The following is a 16,135-nucleotide window of genomic DNA, read 5'->3' on the forward strand; positions in this document are numbered from 1 at the left end:
CGAGGTGTTTGGCTCGGCCGATCTCGCGGGCCAGTACGGCGCCCGTGTCGCTCGGGATATCAGGCTGGGTGACCAGTTTAGCGTTCAGTGGCGGCCCAGGGAGGCTTCTCGCCGATACAACTTGGCGGCGCCCCGCGGGCTTAACCCCCGCCCACGGGAAGGGTGGTTAGCGTTGTTATGGCAAGGCTGAGAGCTATCGCTGAAAGTTGGTGACGGCGGGAATCGGAAAGGCGGCATATCGTGGGGGTGCTTGACGCCTCCACTTCTCCACCGAAGGAGCGATATGCCGTGTCAAACGATAACGTCATCCAGCTGATTCAGCCAGGAATCTTCGACGATCAACTCACAGAAGTCTTGCGCAACGGGGCACGAGCCCTTCTCGCCAAGGCGGTCGAGGCCGAAGTCGCAGACTTTCTCGGCCAGCATGCCGATTTGAAGACCGCCGTTCACATGCACCTGGTAGCGCTGCGCCAGATCCGTCACCGTTGATTGTTCTCGCAGCGCCTCCAGGGCGATCTTTGCCTTCAGCGCTGCATCGATTTTTCGTCTCGTCTTCTTCATGGTCCGCTCCGTTTATCAAAACGGAACGGCATCCGCACCACCTAAGCCGCCGGTCCAAAATCCGGGGTCCACTTCAATCGGCGACCGACACGCCGGCCTCATGCTCCTTCAAAATCCCGATGATCTGCTCGTCCGAAAAGCGGCTGCGCTTCATGCTTTGGTCCTTGTCGTGGGCCAGAGCGAACTTCAAACTGGATTAAGCCCGTGGGGCAAGGTCATAGTCAGCGCTGCCCCAAACTTGCGTCAGAGCCAATTTTGCATGCCGGATGACAAGCAAGCCATCTACGCTCGGGAGCAAGTAGACAGCCGTGCCGGGGAATGCGCGGCAGCGGCATCTCAATGGTTATCAGCGCAATCATGGGCCATGCAAGAGCGGCGCCGACGTCAAGCCTCCTCTTCGTCCAAAGCTCGGACGAAGTTGCCGGGCGGTCCTCGCCGGACCTCGGCCTCAGTCAATCGGGCTCCAAACGCCTGCGCTGCCTAGCTTTACACTTCTGGATCTGAAATGCGGGTCAGCATCCTCACGTGCGGTCCCGCCCGTTTGAAGATCGGCTCCCAAAACGCATAGGCGTTCTCGACGAAACTCTCGGTTACGGTGAACTTCGTGAGCGCCGCCCGGTATGCGGCCTGTCGTCGGCAGCCCTGTCCCTCGACAAGGTGCCAGATGAATTGAGCGACCTGGCGCGTGTACGTGCTCGGACGACCTCGGTGGTTGGGTACGATCTCAAGTCGCATGGTTCCGGTGTCACGCGTCTCCGGTTCGGTGATATTGGCAAGCCAAATGAAAATTGATGGATCAATGCTCGCGGGATAGCCGTCGCGCTTAAGCTGCCGATTGATGACAGAGAATGCGCTGGCGGCTTCCCTGAAGCACTCGCTCAGGATGAAGTTCGCCTGATTCTGCAGCTTGCCGCTCCGAAGATCGTCGAGCAAACTGACCGCCTCGCCAGTGAGCCGCCGCATATGTCGCGGTTGCGACCGCCCCTCGCTGTCGGCTGGTTCCTTCTGCATAGTCAATTCGGCCGCATCCGCGCGAAAACCCGTTGCGGCTTCGTTGAGAACGGTCCGAAAATTGCCTTCAAGTCTGGAACCGACGACGGTTTTCGACGCCGCTTCGCCTCCCACCCGTGTCTCAACGAGGCCCTTTGCATGGTCCAACGCAGCATTCAGGCCGGCTTTGATGTTTTCAGAAGCTCTGTCTTGAGAGTCCTCGGCAACTTTCACCATCATCTCGGTGGTAATGTCGGAATCTAGGAGTTCGTCCTTGCGCGGCGCCGCCGCATTCCGAGTTTCAAGCCCCGCAACGGGACTTGGAGCCGTCGCTTGCCTTGCAAGGATTGTTTGATCAGACGTATTCGAGCGTGTGTGCTCCGATCGCGGATTGTAAGCAGCAATCCCGCGGGACAACACAAATAGGCCATCGTCAACGGCTCGGCTCGCCGCCGCGGTAAGCTCCACGAGCGAGCGTCGCGCGCAGCGCGTCTGCCTAGTACGCGGCTTTTTCGTTTCTTGCGTGTGGCTCATGATCTGACGACCCCTCGACAAGCTTCTTCAAGATCCAGCGCCACAGCTCACGAACTTCCTCCGAGGCTCTTCCCTCTCGTGCAAACTCAGTCACGCCTAATCCTGCCCCAAGCGCGTCCTGATGGTCATTGCGCTGCCCGACATAGGGTAGCGCGAGCACCCCGAGCGAATTGAGCGACGCTGCGGCTTCACTCACGCGGCAGCCCCGCGGTGGCGTCTGAGCGAGGACGAAAGCAAATCGGCGGTTGAGCCTACGAATAGCAACTAGCGTCGGTATCGCAGCTTCGATGTCGGCCGGACTCGGACGCACCGGGATCAGGCAAAGATCGGCCCTCGCGATGGCGTGCATGGCCAGTGCATTGTTCGTGGCGGCGGTATCGATAACCGTAAGCCAGACCCCCTCGGCTTCAAGGCTGACGAGCGCCCCTTCTATTTCGGCCGAATCAGCGACCCGAACGACCCGGGGATCGGGATGGCCGCGCCGCTCTTTCCATTTTGAAATCGTGCCTTGTGGATCCGCCTCGACAATTGCGACGCGCTCCCCGTTCCCCAACGCTGCGACTGCAATTTCGACCGCCAGCGTGCTCTTGCCGCTTCCGCCTTTTTGGGTGACCAGAGCAAGGACATACATCTCCTACGCGTCCCGGACGACAACGACATGAAACGCACGAGTCATCGACATTTAGCCTACCCTTCCCGATGGTGGGTCGCATCAAGGGCGAACGTGGAAATCGCAGCCAAATCGAGGCCCAGCGGCGAAATAGGTCGGCCAACATCAGCCGGTCCAGTTAGGGGGCCGCGAGAATCACCACGACGTGGCTTTGTAAAATAGCCCATTATTCGGCCGTGTCACGGATCTTCGCGAAAGGATTGCTGAGCACTGTCGTACAAGCTTGAAAGCAGAGCCTGCTAGCCTCTCTGGAATGGACACGGCAAGAAGCGGCTGTCGCAGTTGCAGCAAGATGCTGCGGCCTACCAGATTAGAGAGGTGATCTGCCTGCCAGCTCGAACTATCGAGCTAACCTCAACTTGGGGACAAGCTACGCAATATTTTTCGTGCCCTGCAGGAGGACTCTGGGATGAAGTGCAACAAGCAATTGTCGCTCGCGGGCATCAATGCGTTCGGGACGATCGCTTTTGGCAGCGAAAGTTCATCTGCTGATTTGCCTGCGGCACCTGTCGTCAAAGCACCGACTCCCGTTTATCCTCGCTTCAGCTGGGCTGGAGGTTACATCGGAGGCAGTGTAGGCGCGGGTTGGGGTACCAGCCAGACCGACCTCGCTGTGGGCAATACATTCATTGGCGCCCCCGTCAACCAGACTGTAAACCAGCTCATCGGCGGCACTGCCGATTTGAATGCGCCATTGCCGCAGGTGCAGATGAACCGGCGGCGTACAAGCCGGTTACAACTTCCATTCCGGTTTGATGGTCTACGGCGTGGAAGGCGATTGTTTTATGGAGTGGTATCAAGGGGCGCACTGGATTTATTGATAGGTCGAGCGCGGAATATGATGAAGTCGCATCGCTACTCAAAGTGTCCGCGCTCCTGCCGAAGTTCTCGATCTCGGCAACCACCAAGCGCAAGTGGAGTTGGTCGGGCGGAGTTGGCAGTCCAGCAGATCCAACAGCCGAGACAAAGCGGTCACATCAGGAGAGACGCTTTTTGCCTCCTCGAAGAGCGGCAAAAAGCTATGTTTCGTACGAAGGTCAAAGTGTTCGTGTCGGGCTAGCGACAACTGTCGCGAAGCCAACATCGAACACAGAAACCCAAGACCAATTCACTCGTGAGCGCTGGCTCAGTTCCTGCACAGCAGCAGCCATCCATGCAGTGGGCGCCCTCTCTGAAGAACTGTTGTTCGGTAGCGGCGCGGAAAGATCTGGAAGTCTCACGTCATGCGCAAGGCATCGATTGCTACCGTTCTGGTGCTCGTCTCATCCAATGCTATCGCACACGACGATTTGATGAAGACAGCCAAACAGATTTTCAAACCGATCCCTTACGCTATCCCCACGCTAAACGACAACCCCATGACAACCGAGAAAGTGGAGCTTGGCAAGATGCTGTTCTTCGATCCTCGTCTGTCGGCGAGTGGGATCATTAGCTGCAATACGTGCCACAATCTTGGCACCGGCGGCGTAGACGCGGGTCCAACCTCAGTTGGTCACGGCTGGCAACGGGGAGCGCGTCGGGCGCCAACCGTCTACAATTCGGTGTTCAATGTCGCGCAGTTCTGGGACGGACGCGCGCCGGATCTTAAGGCACAAGCCAAGGGGCCCGTTCAGGCGAGCGCCGAAATGAATGCGACCGCGGATCACGTGACAAGCACGCTGAATTCGATGGAAGATTATGTTGGCAAGTTTAAGCGGGCGTTCCCGCGTGATACACCGCCGGTCACCTTCGACAATTTCGCGAAGGCGCTCGAGGCGTTCGAAGCGACGCTCACGACACCAGCAGCTCCGTTCGACCAATACCTGAACGGCGATGGCAACGCGCTGGATGATCAGCAAAAGGCGGGATTGCAGCTGTTTATGGACAAAGGCTGCGCCTCCTGTCACAACGGCATCAACATTGGCGGGCAGGATTTTGTCCCGTTCGGCGTGATGGAAAGACCAAACATCAAACTGCGTCCGGCAGCCGACCAGGGGCGTTTCGCTGTCACAAAGGCCTCTAGCGACCAATACGTGTTCCGCGTGGCCCCTTTGCGCAACGTTGCCTTGCGGGCTCCCTACTTCCATTCGGGTCAGGTTTGGACGCTCCAGGAAGCCGTAGGAATTATGAGTGAGGTCCAGCTCGGCGCCAAGCTCAGCGAGAGGGAGAATAACGATATCGTTGCGTTTCTTTATTCATTGAGCGGCCGTCTACCCAAAATCGAATATCCGATACTGCCAACTCGCACAAAGGAGACGCCGCCACCGTCCTTAGACAGATAGTGTCCTGTTCAGTTTCCTGAGAGCTGACCGAAAGAGGTGAGCGGTTTTGGCCCTGGCCTGTAATTCCTTCGGATTTGCAAAGCTTCGAGGCAGGACACCATGCCGTGGACCAAAGCCGCTCGTATCGAGTATCAGTGCAGTGGACTGCGTAACGCAAGCGATCTGACCGACACCGAGTGGGCGCTGATAGCCCGCTCGATTCGCTGCTTAGCCAGCCGTAGGCAATGACTGAACTGTTAGGTTGAGGAAGGCGAGCGGATCTACGTTGTTCATCTTCGCTGTCTGCAGCCGTGCTGCGATCGTCGCCCAGGTTCGTCCCCCGCCGTTTCGCTGCGAGCGAAGAGGCGATTCTCTCTCGTAATTGTTTGCGGCCTAACGACGCGTTCGACGAATGTTAGAGTCTATCTTGATGCGACCATCGGTCAGGAAGTGTTCGAAGATGGCGCGGCGCGAGACGGCGTAGCGGATCGCCTGGGCCAGTTTTGATTTGCCGGAGATCCGTCGCAAGCCTGCTGCCAGAGATCGAAGCGGTAGCTGCAATGACCCGTGCTTTGCCCGGGAATGTCCCATTGCTGATAATGGCGCAATCAACAGAGTTGCCGAACGAAACGTTCCACCCATAAAAAAAGAGCCAAGGTGCTCGTTGCGGAAAATTCGTGTGTTGTTATCACCCTTTCCAAGAGCGCCATGACGGCCTCTTGCGAAACCAAGCCAAAGTCGGCCTGGCCTTGCCGATTGCCGCAAGGAGCTTGCGGACATCATAGGTCGAGTTGAACGCCTCCGGCACACCGCGTTCCATGTTGAGGAGCGTGTAGGCGGCCTTCATCGCCGTGCGAACCGAGTATTCGGTCGTGAAGATGCAATCCCGCTCCGCCGAGTCTGCGGACTGCCCGATAAAGGTGAAATTGACCGCCCCGTTGGGCACGACAGCTGGCCGGTCACCCGCCTGCCGCGGCATGAAGAAGGAGGTGACATAGGGCATCATCACCGGCTCCGTGTTTGCGGCCGTCGCGGCAGACCCGGTATCTCCTCGACCGACACGCCGAGGTGATAAAGCCATTCCTGCGTGATTTCCTCGCCCGTGCAGTCTTGCATTGGTTTCTTCACGTGATCGCCAGGCCGGTCGACGAAAAGCGAATAGAGCCAGACGATGATCTGGTCCCTAGGCTGGTGCTTGAAATGCGGCTGGCGGTTGACGGTCCAGCTGAGCAGCCAGCTCGAATCTTGCGCCGTGACGATCCCTCCCGTAACGACCTTGCCGCTGAACGGATCGCGTTTGGCGACCTTGCGGATATGTTCCGGAATGCGCGCGTCCAGCGTGGTGACGGTCGCCGATTCCCACTTGGTTGCAGGGATATTGGCGCCGAAGACGTCCGGGCGGCCGAAGGTGGTGTCCTTGGCCGCAAGACGCCGCCACAGCTCCCAGGCCGGCGTCGGGCCTTCGTCGAGCCTGGCGGGTGTGTGATGGTCGCCGCTGTCCGAGCTTTCGGTCAACGACCCGACCGTCATGAATACAAGTCGTCAGCGCCGAGACCGACTCTGTCTGCGACGCCATCCTTTAGCCAGTGGATGCCTGTGGCCTGCTTGCGTCCGGCCTGGATCTCGAAATCGACATCGGTGACTTTGATGCCATACCGGAACTTGACAGCCACTTGTACAACGGCAGAATAAGCGATTCATACTGGTTGTACTTCGTGAACTTTAGCGCGCTCAAATCTGGCAGTCCGCCGATATGATGGATAAACCGGTGGAGATAGAGCTTCATCTCCAGCGCGGAATGCCATTCCTCAAAGGCAATATAGTTCGCCAATAGAGACAAAAATTGCTGCTGAAGAAATCCTTGCCGAACACTTCGTCGAAGCGCCGTTCTCCATCTCCTGACGAGTGGCAAGAAAAACGGCGATCAATTCGCTCTGCGCCGGATCGCTCAAGGTGAAGAGGCCGTCGGTATGGGCATACTGTCCCCGATTCACCGTGGCCCCCTGCAGTGAATAGTTCGGATCATCCTTGTTTAACGAATAGAACTCGTCGAGCACGCTGGCGCCCCAGGGAGGGGATCGAGCGGAATAGATCCCATAGACACTCGAAATGATCCTCCATCTCGCGGCCGCTTCTGATCACGAAGCCCCTTTCCGTCTTCACTCGTCGAGCGCCCCGCCCGGCAGGCTGAGCCGCTCGAGGATGGTGATCCGGTCAGCGCGCATCTGCCCGTCCCGGATCAGGAAGGCCGCGCCGGAAAGCGCCGCCCGGCCTGCGCCGACGAACCACGCCGTCTTGTTGTCTACACCCTCGCGATTGCGCGGGCGGGCAAAGCTTCGTAATTTCCGCGGCTATAATACATGGCAACATCCTATCCGGTTGGCTCGGACAATCAGCTGGCGTTCATCAAAAGATGTTCTCCGGCGCCGGCCATTTGTGCGGGACGGCGGCCGTCAGACCGCCATCGATGACGATCTCGGAACCGGTAAGGTAACTGGACGCGTCGCTGAGCAGGAACAAGACTGCCTGCGACACTTCGTGCGGCCAGCCTGCCCGTCCCATTGGGATCGGAAAAACGGAGGAATCGAAGCCCTCGGTCATTGGCGTGGCAATGAAGCCGGGATGGATCGAGTTGATGCGGACGCCCGAGGCCGCAGCCTCCAGCGCAGCGGACTTGGTTATGCCCCGCACGCCAAACTTGGAAGCGACATAGGCATGAAGCCCGGCACTGCCCCGCAGCCCTTCGACCGACGAAATGTTGACGATCGAACCTCCGCCCGCGCGCCGGATGGCCGGCAGAGCCGCCTGCATTCCGAGGAATACACCGGTTAGATTCACGGCAAGGGTCTTGTTCCACTGATCGAGCGGGAACTGCTCGATTGGGGCCATGCTGGCGACCCCCGCGTTGTTGACCAGCCCGTGCAGCGCGCCGAAGCTATACTCGGCGCTCGCGACTGCCTTGGCCCACTCCTCTGGTTGGGTGACGTCCTGACACACATAGATGGCGGACATGCCAAGTTGAGCTGCAAGAGCCTCTCCTTCGGTACGAAGAATATCAGTGATTACGACCCTTGCCCCCTCAGCTACTAACAGGCGCGCATGCGCGGCACCCATCCCGCGAGCCCCGCCGGTCACCAGAATGACTTTTTCGTTCACACGCCTCGTTTGTTCATCGGCGCCGCGAGCGCGGCGATCTCGGTTCCGAGATCGGGTAGCGGCGGGCCGCTTGTGGATCGGAGCGGGAGAAGGGGGCGCAGAGCACATGAGGTTCTCCGGGAGAGGGCGGGCGAGATATGCTGTGCAATTCGCGCGCCCAGAATCTGATCGCGAGCTAAAGCTCATGCGAGAGCTGCACCAGCCGACCCGGACGTTGCGGCTCGCAACTGCCACGTCGCTGTCTCGTGGGGTTGCGTTTTCGACTGTACGAGTACGCCACGGTTGATCTGGACGAATCAAGCCGGCCACACGCGCAATGGCGATGCTGTCGCGAAAACTAGGTGGTGTGGACACTTATCTCATCCATAAGACGATGAGATAGGTGTCCACACCACCTAGTGCTGGTAGGTGACATCCGGTACGTCTCGACGATAAAAGTTGGTGGCACATTGAGAGTTTGAGTCTCTCGCGAGCCAAGGTAGCCAACCCCAGTCTTTGAGGATGGGCTGGCTCCCGTCGCTTGCGATGCCACTGCACGGGGGGGCCTAAAGGCCAAGGAATGCACATACTCGAGCCGCATGTCGCATCGCTGCGGTCGCAAGCTCTTGTTGTGCTTGCAACCAATCAGGCTCGCGCGGCCGATCAGTCTCTAAGCTTAGTAGACCGCCAAGTCGCCACCCTTTATGCCGAGGAGGCTCAGGCAGTGTTAGGCATACTCGATAACTTGAAGCCCAACCTCGGCGCGGAGGAGGCACGGAAGATCACTGCGCGCATACGCGCGCTTCTAGAGTGGGAGTGAGCGGCAAGCCGGTTTGGGTAGGTGCCTGAGACGCCAACTATTCCTGGTAGTTGTGCGACTGATTGCCGAGACCGATATATAGACAGCCAGCTTCTTCCGCCGATAAGGCTGGCTGCGGTGAGGTTAGCGGCGCGTGGTAGGGACAGTGCTCGCCTGCAATCGGGCGCCGAGTCACGTGGCCGCTAACTTCTACTATAGAACCAAATTGGGTGGTGACAATCGAAGGGACAGGGCAGCCGAGCTGCGGCGCTCGGCCCAAAGGGAGGGCCATTGGGCAGACAATGCGCTAGAAAATCGGCGAGCTTTAGACGCTGAGCGCAAGTAAGTCGCCGCACGCGCTCCACTCTCTAATATCCTCCGATATGCCAGCTTCGATCGGTCTCCGGCCGAAGGCCCAAAACATGTCCTGTTCGCCAAGCCGTCAGCGGCTGCGGCTGGCGAAGCGGAGCGCCGCCCTACCGTCGCACACCAAACATGACCGCAAAGCCGTTGCTGATGGCGCGGATTCTCGGCGTGCATCGCCAGCGCGAACCGCCGCACGGTAACCCACCGGTTGCGGCGCTGCTCCGGTGACGGCGCTCGTGCGGCCCATGCCAGGACCCGGGCACTTCTGATGTGCCGGTCGCCGTGCTCCTCGGCGAAGCTGACGTAGCCCTCAGCAGGATTTGCTGGACACGGAACTTGAACCCCAGCGACTGCTGCTGGTCCACATATTTGGCCAGATATTGAGAGCTGGCCCCGCAAATTCGGACAGTAGCTTGAGTGGATTTTCTGCCTGACAGCGGCGAGGATTCTTGCTGCGAATCAGGAGCGAAGATGACGAAGAAGAGCCGCCGGACGCATTCTCCGGCATTCAAGGCGAAGGTTGCTTTGGCTGCGGTCAAAGGCGACAAGACACTGGCGGAGCTGGCGCAACTGTTTGATGTTCATCCGAACCAGATCACGATCTGGAAAAACCAGCTCCTGGAAGGCGCCGCCGGCGTGTTTGGGCATGACAAGACATCGGCCGAGACGCCGGTCGATTTGAAGGCGTTACATGCCAAGATCGGCGAGCTGGCGTTGGAAAACGATTTTTTGTCCGGCGCGCTCACCAAGGCGGGCCTGCTGAGCGCAAAGCGATGATCGACCGCGATCATGATCTTTCTATCGTGCGCCAGGCGAAGGTCCTGAAGCTGGCTCGCAGCACGGTCTACTATGAACCTCGGCCAGTTTCGGCCGAGGACCTTGCCTTGATGCGTCGGCTCGATGAGCTGCATCTCGATTATCCCTTCGCGGGAGCGCGTATGCTGCGATCGTTGCTGCGGCGGGAGGGCGTATACGCCGGTCGCCGCCACATCGCGACGCTGATGAAGCGCATGGGGATCGAGGCGGTCTATCGTAAACGGTACGAGAGGCCCACGGAGCCACGGACTTGGTGCGGACGGCCTACGCACCGCGCTTGAAGCGTATAGGCATCCAGAACTGCCGGAGGGCCTCGACGGTTGCTGGAATGTTGCGCCAGGCGTTTTGGATGATGGGCTGCGTTCCCAGCGTGCGCCGGGCCGGGGGTAGCAAGGGTCGACCGGCGTCGTCGATGCAATGGACCAAGATCGGCCGCAGCATAAGGTGTTCGGTTCCATTCGGGGGGAGAAGCCGCGACCAGACGAGAAGCCGAAGCTTCATGACGGCGTAGAAGCCCATGCACCAGGGCTGCGGGTCGACTTCGCCGTCCGGTGATCGCACGAACAGCGGCTCGAAGCTCTCCGGTCTCGTCGACAGCGTCTCGCTGATAGCGTTGTGGCGCATCAGCGTGGCGGCGATTGCCGAGAACTCCTCGGTGTCGTGATTGAAGGCGTCGGGATCTACGCCGAGGAGCGGGCACACCCATTCCTCGGACGCCATCGAGACCGGCCCGGCGACGACCGCGGCCACCGCGCCATCGAGCATGGAGAGCGACGTCGCCCGCGGATGCCGAAGCGTCGGCGACCTGGCGCGCTTGCTGATCCATTGCCCGAGCCGTTCGAACGACATGGCATAGTCCGCCATCGTCGTCTTGCGTGCTTTTCGCGTTCCCCGCCCTTGCTTCGGCTTCGTCATGCCACGGCCCGCTTTTCGGCTTCGCGTGCGGCCTTCCAGTTCCAGGCCAGAAGTTCGTGAAGCTGGTTGGTCTTCGTGGCGCCGCTCACCATGCGATCGAGAACGTCGACGAGATACGCCTCGGGGTCGAGGCCATTCAATTTCGCTGTGTTAAGAAGCGAAGCGAGTATCGCCCAGGTCTCGCCCCCGCCTTCGTCACCACTGAACAACGAGTTCTTTTTTCCGATCGCAATTGGCCTGATCGATCGTTCGACCGTGTTGGTGTCCGGCTCGAGCCGCCCGTCATCCAGGAACGTCGTCAGGCCCTGCCAGCGTTCGAGCATGTAGTCGATCGCCTTGATGAGCGTCGAGCGGCGGGAGATCCCGTCCTTCACCGCGATCAGACGGGCCCTCAACGCCTCCATCAGCGGCTTCGTCTCGGCCTGTCGCGTCGCGCGGCGTTCCCCAGCATCGAGACCGCGGATCCTCTCCTCGATCGCGTAGACGGCCGCAATGCGCTCGATGACCTCCGCGGCGAAGGGTGAGTTCGTCGTCTTGTGCACCCTCACGAAGTTGCGGCGCGCGTGAACGAGACAATACGCCAGCTGGATCTGGCCCGACATCATCGCATCGCCCGCCAGCGAGGCGTAGGCGGCATAGCCGTCGACTTGCAGCACGCCTTCGAAGCCGGCTAACTGCGCCACGATCTCCTTTTTGCCGCGACCACCTGCGAACACGTAGGCGACCGCCGGCGGCGCCGGCCCCTTCCACGCCCGATCGTCCGTCGCGTGCGCCCAGAACTGGCAGATCCTCGTGCGGCCGCGTCCCGGATCGAGCACTGGCATCGGCGTCTCGTCGCAGAACAGCCGCTCGAAGCCGTGCATAGTCTTCAGTTGCAGATCGTAGAGGCCCCTGACCAGCCACGCCGCGCTCCCCATCCAGCGCGCCAGCGTCTGACGGTCGACGACGACACCCTGACCCGCCAGGATCTGCGTCTGGCGATAGAGCGTCGATTGCCAGGCATATTTGGCCGCGGCGATATGCGCGATCAGCGCCGTCGTTGCCATGCCGCCCTCGACGAGCCGCGCCGGTGCCGGGGCCTGGACAATCGGGCCCTCACAGGAGCGGCAGGCGTATTTTGGACGGATCGTGCGGAGCACACGCAGCCACGCGGGAACCCGATCGAGCGCTTCGCTGCTCTCCTCGCCGATCCGATGCATCTGACCCGTGCAGCACGGGCACAGCGTGGACGCCGGCTCGATCACCCGCTCGACCCGAGGCAGATGCGCCGGCAGCGCGCCGATGTTGCGCTTCGCTTTGCGCCGCTCCGGCCGCGGCGCGTCCGGTTTGTCGTCATTGGCCGGGAGCTGTGAGCCGGCGGTCCGTTCCAGATCAAACGCGATCTGTTCGGCGCAGACGATCGCCGCGCGCTCCGATCGTGCGCCGAAGATCAGGCTCTTCAACGTGGCGATCTCTGCGCGCAGATCATCGTTCTCGCCTTCGAAAGCCAGCACCATCTCGGCAAGAGCCGCAGGGTCAGAGGGGAGATCTTCGGGGCGAAGCGCCATATCGCAGAGCTACACGAACGCACTCGCAATCGCCAGCAAAACAAGACGCTTCAGGCAACCTTCGTCGGCCGCTTCGTCACCTTCGGGACCACACGCGACCACTCCGCAAGACCTTCAATCAGCATCGCCAGTTGCGCCCCCGTCACCGGCATCGTACCCTCGCGAACAGGTGGCCAGGCAAAGCCCCCATTCTCCAGCCACTTCGTCGCTAGAACCATTCCCGAGCCGTCAAAAACCAGTAGCTTCAAACGATCCGATCGCTTCGATCGGAAGACATAAACGTCACCGCTGTAGGGCTTGCCGCCTAATCCCTCCGCTACCAGCGCGACAAGGCCATGAACGCCTTTACGAAAGTCAATCGGCTGCGTCGCGACGAACACACGGACCATTGGACCGAAAGAGATCATCGCGTCGATCTCACCGCCGCCAGCACGCGCTCCAGCGTCGCGGCGTCGACGCCGACGGGCACGCGCACCGTCGCGCCCGCGATCATCACCTCGATCCGCTCGGCCGGATCCGTCAGAACATGCGCCTTATCGATCGCGTTCGGCTGCGCCTCGACGGCGGCCTCGAGCCTGACTTGCACGAACTGCGGCGCTTCGCTCGACGCGAGCCGCGCCTGGCGCCGCCACACACTGAGCAGTCCCCGGTTCACCCCGTTGCGTCGAGCCACCTCGGAAATGCTCGTCTCCGGATCGGCACTCTCGGCCACGATCCGCGCCTTCTCCGCATCGCTCCAACTGCGCCGTCGCCTCTCCCCTGTGATCACCTCGATCCGCTGATAGGAGGCGGCATCATGCCCGTCTTGATGTCTGTCTTGATGCATGGAACGAGCGTCCCTCGCGTTGTCAAATCCACGCGCGAGTCTCGCTCATCCCGTCCACCTAAACGAGGTGGGGTCGTCGTACCGCTATCAACCAACTTTTGCCCAGGCCGGTTGCCCCGGTGACGAGCAAATTCTCGTGGCGATCGATCCAGCGACCTTCGACGAGTTTGGCGAAAACGGCGCGGTCGATGCCCCGCGGGGTGCGCAGATCGACGTCCTCGACGCAAGCAGTCTGGCGCAGTGCGGCGATCTTGAGGCGCGTGGTGAGCCGCCTGGTGTCGCGTTCGGCGGCTTCGCGGTCGACCAACGGGCCGATGCGATCTTCGAACGGCAGGGCTTCGAGATCGGGCGATCGGCGCTGCTCCTCGAAGGCCTTGGCCATTCCGGTCAGGCCAAGCTCGATCAGCCGTTCGTGGGTTGGGTGGTTAAGCATGCCGGGTCTCTCCTTGCTTCAGTGGAAGTAGTCGCGTCCGCGGATATTGCCGTGGCGCAGGGGCTGGTGCTCGAAAGATTCGTCGAAGAACGTGCGATCGAGGCCGTTCTGGAGGATCGATCTAATCGAGGCGACGGAGCGCGCCTTGATGAGGATGCCCCTCCGGCAGGCTGCGTCGAGGCGTTCGGCGCCGTAGCTTTTGACGAGCGCCAGAATGCCAAGGCAGGTTCGAAAGCCTTGTTCTGGATGGGGCCGGGCGTCGATCACGGCCTGGAAAAACGCTGCTGTCGAAGGACCGATCCGCTCGCCGGCGGCGATCACCGCGGCGGGGGTCCATTTGCCGTAGCGGCGATGGGCGCTGGGCATGTGGTCGGCGATGGTGGTGTGTCCGCGTCGGTTGGGCGCGCGGGCATGGCTGGCGATCCGCTGGCCCTTGTGGAAGATCTCGACCGTCCGATCGTCGATACGGGCATCGACCAGCTCGCCAATCAGACGATACGGCGCGGAGTACCAATGGCCGTCGACCTCGACATGATAATCGGGAGCGAGGCGGCAGCGCTTCCAGCGTGCGAAGGCATAAGGCTGATCTGGCAGCGGGGTTAGCTTGGGTTTGTCGAGTTCGGCAAACAGTTCGGCGCGGCTTGAGCCGAAGCCACGCATTTGACGAGCATTGAGTTCGTCGACGAGTGTCTTGATGGCGGCGTTGAGCTCGGCCCGGGAAAAGAAGCGCTGATTGCGCAGCCGGGCCAGAATCCAGCGCTGGGCGATTTGCACCGCGACCTCGACCTTCGCCTTGTCTTTTGGGCGCCGCGGCCGTGCGGCGAGAATGGCCGTGCCGTAATGGCTCGCCATCTCGGCATAAGTGCGATTGAGGCCGGGATCGTAGCGGTCGGGGTTGCTGACGGCGGCTTTGAGGTTGTCGCAGACCACGAACGTCGGCGTTCCGCTCAAAAACGTGAACAAGTTGACGTGGGCCCGGATCCAGTCGGCCAAGCTCTCGCTGGGGCAGGCCTCGGCGTAGGTGTAGTTCGAAGCGCCCATCGCCGCGACGAACAGCTTCATCGGCTGCACTTCCCCGGTCAGCGGATCGACGATGTCGATGGTGTCGCCGGCGAAATCCACGAACACCTTCTCGCCGCCCAGATGAATCTGCCGCATCGAAGGTCGGACCCGCCCCTTCCTGGCCTCGTAGGTAGTGCAGAACCACGTGTACCCGAAACCGTCGGGATTAACGGCGCGATACTCCTCCCAGAGCAGGCGACGGGTTACGTTGCGCCGGCGGAGCTCTTTATCGATGTAGCTCCAGTCGGGCACCGGCCGCTGCGGGCTCTGAGACGCTGGTCGTGGGGCCGGGAAAAGCAAAAGCTCCAGGTCTTCATCGGTCATTCCCTCCGGAAGCGGCCAGCTCAACCCAGCAGAGCGGGCGCGGCTCAGGTAGCTGTGCACAACGCCGTTGCTGACGCCCACGCTCCGCGCGATGGCCCGCTCTGGCAGGCCTTGAAAATGTTTTAACCGAAGGACTTCCTTGATCCGGCGCATCGACAATCTCTGGGTAGGCATTGGACTTCCTCGTTAACCACGAGGTCATCCCTAAGCCGGTTGAGTTGTCGGCCGAAGCGCTGCAAGGCTCCGAAAGCCTTGCTCACGATCCCGCGAAATCGTTGCTCACGATCGTCTGAAATCTCTGCTCACGATCCCCTGAAATCCGCGCTCACGATCCCGCGAAACGCGCAACGTGATCATTGCAGAGACGAAGCGGGTCTCGCTGGCCTATGTGAAGACGATGACGATGGCGCTGAGAGGATATTTGCGGTTCCTCAGCGCGCGGGGGGGGGGCCGAGCTGGACTCGATCAGGCTGTGCCAATCATTCCGCAGTTGCGACTGTCGTCGCTGCCGCGATACATCCGCTCGTCGGATGTCAAGACGTTGATTGCAACGTGCGATCAGACCACGGCGGCTGGCGTGCGTGATCGGGCGATCCTGCTGCTGTTGGCGCGACTAGGTTTGCGAGCCAGCGACATTCTTTCTCTTCGTCTCGCCGATATTGATTGGCAAAAGCCACGCTGTCGCTTCTTGGCAAGGGGCGCCGGGAAACGAGATTACCATTGCCGCAAGACGCCGGTGATGCCGTGCTCGTGTATCTGGATCAAGCTCGGCCGCACGTCGTCGGTGATCGAATCTTCTTCTTGTTGGACGCATCAATCCGGCCACTGACAAGGTCGAGCGTCGCAGCCCTGGCCGGGAGATGCGTGATGCTGAGTCAATAGAGCTGGCCCCGGTTGTTTGGACAGCGCCCCGCTGG

13 protein-coding genes and 7 pseudogenes are annotated in these 16,135 nt (G+C 60.7%); 5 read left to right on the forward strand and 15 right to left on the reverse strand.

From position 1 onward, the window contains the following. Positions 1-288 precede the first annotated feature (288 nt). Positions 289-444, forward strand: a pseudogene (locus tag J4G43_RS42805) (IS256 family transposase); the annotation flags it as partial. Between the two features lie 193 nt (positions 445-637). Here J4G43_RS42805 and J4G43_RS56200 read toward each other — a convergent pair. The 3 genes and pseudogenes from J4G43_RS56200 to J4G43_RS42820 all read right to left on the reverse strand — a co-directional run. Further along, a pseudogene (locus J4G43_RS56200) lies at positions 638-715 on the reverse strand (transposase); the annotation flags it as partial. 332 nt (positions 716-1,047) lie between these two features. Continuing rightward, a complete protein-coding gene (locus J4G43_RS42815) occupies positions 1,048-2,085 on the reverse strand; it encodes a hypothetical protein (RefSeq protein ID WP_208088563.1) in 1,038 nt (345 codons plus the stop codon). After that, complete coding sequence (locus tag J4G43_RS42820; RefSeq protein WP_028182039.1) at positions 2,048-2,716, reverse strand: nucleotide-binding protein; 669 nt, start codon at positions 2,714-2,716, stop codon at positions 2,048-2,050. The genes J4G43_RS42815 and J4G43_RS42820 overlap by 38 nt, the downstream gene beginning before the upstream one ends. A 1,262-nt stretch (positions 2,717-3,978) precedes the next feature. Here J4G43_RS42820 and J4G43_RS42825 point away from each other — a divergent pair. After that, positions 3,979-5,016: a cytochrome-c peroxidase gene (locus tag J4G43_RS42825; RefSeq protein ID WP_028182040.1), complete on the forward strand. Its 1,038-nt coding sequence runs from the start codon at positions 3,979-3,981 to the stop codon at positions 5,014-5,016. Between the two features lie 99 nt (positions 5,017-5,115). Then, positions 5,116-5,217, forward strand: a pseudogene (locus J4G43_RS42830) (IS5/IS1182 family transposase); the annotation flags it as partial. Here J4G43_RS42830 and J4G43_RS42835 read toward each other — a convergent pair. The 6 genes and pseudogenes from J4G43_RS42835 to J4G43_RS42850 form a co-directional block, all read right to left on the reverse strand. Next, positions 5,204-5,543 (reverse strand): annotated as a pseudogene (locus J4G43_RS42835) (IS66 family transposase); the annotation flags it as partial. The pseudogenes J4G43_RS42830 and J4G43_RS42835 sit on opposite strands and share 14 nt — an antisense overlap. A gap of 140 nt (positions 5,544-5,683) precedes the next feature. Beyond that, positions 5,684-6,001, reverse strand: a complete 318-nt coding sequence (locus J4G43_RS55460) for an oleate hydratase (protein WP_256461362.1) — start codon at positions 5,999-6,001, stop codon at positions 5,684-5,686. Further along, on the reverse strand, positions 6,001-6,525 hold the full coding sequence (locus J4G43_RS55465; RefSeq protein WP_256461363.1) for an oleate hydratase: 525 nt from the start codon (positions 6,523-6,525) through the stop codon (positions 6,001-6,003). The genes J4G43_RS55460 and J4G43_RS55465 overlap by 1 nt, the downstream gene beginning before the upstream one ends. Positions 6,526-6,574: 49 nt before the next feature. Beyond that, complete coding sequence (locus J4G43_RS55470) at positions 6,575-6,907, reverse strand: oleate hydratase (RefSeq protein WP_321576297.1); 333 nt, start codon at positions 6,905-6,907, stop codon at positions 6,575-6,577. Continuing rightward, positions 6,804-7,238: pseudogene (locus tag J4G43_RS55475) on the reverse strand (oleate hydratase). Before J4G43_RS55475 ends, J4G43_RS55470 begins: the two are co-directional and overlap by 104 nt. 163 nt (positions 7,239-7,401) lie before the next feature. Further along, positions 7,402-8,151 carry a glucose 1-dehydrogenase gene (locus J4G43_RS42850; protein ID WP_225005440.1) on the reverse strand — a complete coding sequence of 250 codons (750 nt, stop codon included), beginning with the start codon at positions 8,149-8,151 and terminating at the stop codon, positions 7,402-7,404. A 1,615-nt stretch (positions 8,152-9,766) separates the two neighbouring features. Between J4G43_RS42850 and J4G43_RS42855 the strand changes: the two are divergent. Further along, positions 9,767-10,332: pseudogene (locus J4G43_RS42855) on the forward strand (IS3-like element ISRj2 family transposase); the annotation flags it as partial. A 43-nt stretch (positions 10,333-10,375) separates the two neighbouring features. Here the strand turns inward: J4G43_RS42855 and J4G43_RS42860 are convergent. The 6 genes and pseudogenes from J4G43_RS42860 to istA all read right to left on the reverse strand — a co-directional run bounded on the left by J4G43_RS42860 (position 10,376) and on the right by istA (position 15,392). After that, on the reverse strand, positions 10,376-11,026 hold the full coding sequence (locus J4G43_RS42860; protein WP_063712394.1) for a UPF0149 family protein: 651 nt from the start codon (positions 11,024-11,026) through the stop codon (positions 10,376-10,378). Then, the gene (tnpC, locus tag J4G43_RS42865; protein ID WP_035681142.1) at positions 11,023-12,573 is read right to left on the reverse strand and encodes an IS66 family transposase; all 1,551 of its coding nucleotides are present in this window, start codon (positions 12,571-12,573) and stop codon (positions 11,023-11,025) included. The genes J4G43_RS42860 and tnpC overlap by 4 nt, the downstream gene beginning before the upstream one ends. 50 nt (positions 12,574-12,623) lie before the next feature. After that, positions 12,624-12,980: an IS66 family insertion sequence element accessory protein TnpB gene (gene tnpB, locus J4G43_RS42870; protein WP_018273742.1), complete on the reverse strand. Its 357-nt coding sequence runs from the start codon at positions 12,978-12,980 to the stop codon at positions 12,624-12,626. After that, entirely contained in the window at positions 12,977-13,399 is a 423-nt protein-coding gene (gene tnpA / locus J4G43_RS56205) for an IS66-like element accessory protein TnpA (protein ID WP_018273743.1), read from the reverse strand. Before tnpA ends, tnpB begins: the two co-directional genes overlap by 4 nt. 88 nt (positions 13,400-13,487) lie before the next feature. Then, positions 13,488-13,832, reverse strand: a pseudogene (gene istB, locus J4G43_RS42880) (IS21-like element ISFK1 family helper ATPase IstB); the annotation flags it as partial. 18 nt (positions 13,833-13,850) lie between these two features. Then, positions 13,851-15,392 carry an IS21-like element ISFK1 family transposase gene (gene istA, locus J4G43_RS42885; protein WP_208088565.1) on the reverse strand — a complete coding sequence of 514 codons (1,542 nt, stop codon included), beginning with the start codon at positions 15,390-15,392 and terminating at the stop codon, positions 13,851-13,853. Positions 15,393-15,567: 175 nt separating this feature from the next. On the opposite strand from istA, the gene J4G43_RS42890 reads away from it, so the two are divergent. After that, a complete protein-coding gene (locus J4G43_RS42890) occupies positions 15,568-16,047 on the forward strand; it encodes a tyrosine-type recombinase/integrase (RefSeq protein WP_225005442.1) in 480 nt (159 codons plus the stop codon). Positions 16,048-16,135 lie beyond the last annotated feature (88 nt).

Origin of the sequence: Bradyrhizobium barranii subsp. barranii (genome assembly GCF_017565645.3) — a bacterium.
GTDB lineage: Bacteria > Pseudomonadota > Alphaproteobacteria > Rhizobiales > Xanthobacteraceae > Bradyrhizobium > Bradyrhizobium barranii.

Bases quoted from the DNA above. Each gene is read 5' to 3' on its own strand.
- J4G43_RS42815 (WP_208088563.1), bottom strand. From the start codon at position 2,085: ATGAGCCACACGCAAGAAACGAAAAAGCCGCGTACTAGGCAGACGCGC.
- J4G43_RS42820 (WP_028182039.1), bottom strand. From the start codon at position 2,716: ATGTATGTCCTTGCTCTGGTCACCCAAAAAGGCGGAAGCGGCAAGAGC.
- J4G43_RS42825 (WP_028182040.1), top strand. From the start codon at position 3,979: ATGCGCAAGGCATCGATTGCTACCGTTCTGGTGCTCGTCTCATCCAAT.
- J4G43_RS55460 (WP_256461362.1), bottom strand. From the start codon at position 6,001: ATGATGCCCTATGTCACCTCCTTCTTCATGCCGCGGCAGGCGGGTGAC.
- J4G43_RS55465 (WP_256461363.1), bottom strand. From the start codon at position 6,525: ATGACGGTCGGGTCGTTGACCGAAAGCTCGGACAGCGGCGACCATCAC.
- J4G43_RS42860 (WP_063712394.1), bottom strand. From the start codon at position 11,026: ATGACGAAGCCGAAGCAAGGGCGGGGAACGCGAAAAGCACGCAAGACG.
- tnpC (WP_035681142.1), bottom strand. From the start codon at position 12,573: ATGGCGCTTCGCCCCGAAGATCTCCCCTCTGACCCTGCGGCTCTTGCC.
- tnpB (WP_018273742.1), bottom strand. From the start codon at position 12,980: ATGATCTCTTTCGGTCCAATGGTCCGTGTGTTCGTCGCGACGCAGCCG.
- tnpA (WP_018273743.1), bottom strand. From the start codon at position 13,399: ATGCATCAAGACAGACATCAAGACGGGCATGATGCCGCCTCCTATCAG.
- istA (WP_208088565.1), bottom strand. From the start codon at position 15,392: ATGCCTACCCAGAGATTGTCGATGCGCCGGATCAAGGAAGTCCTTCGG.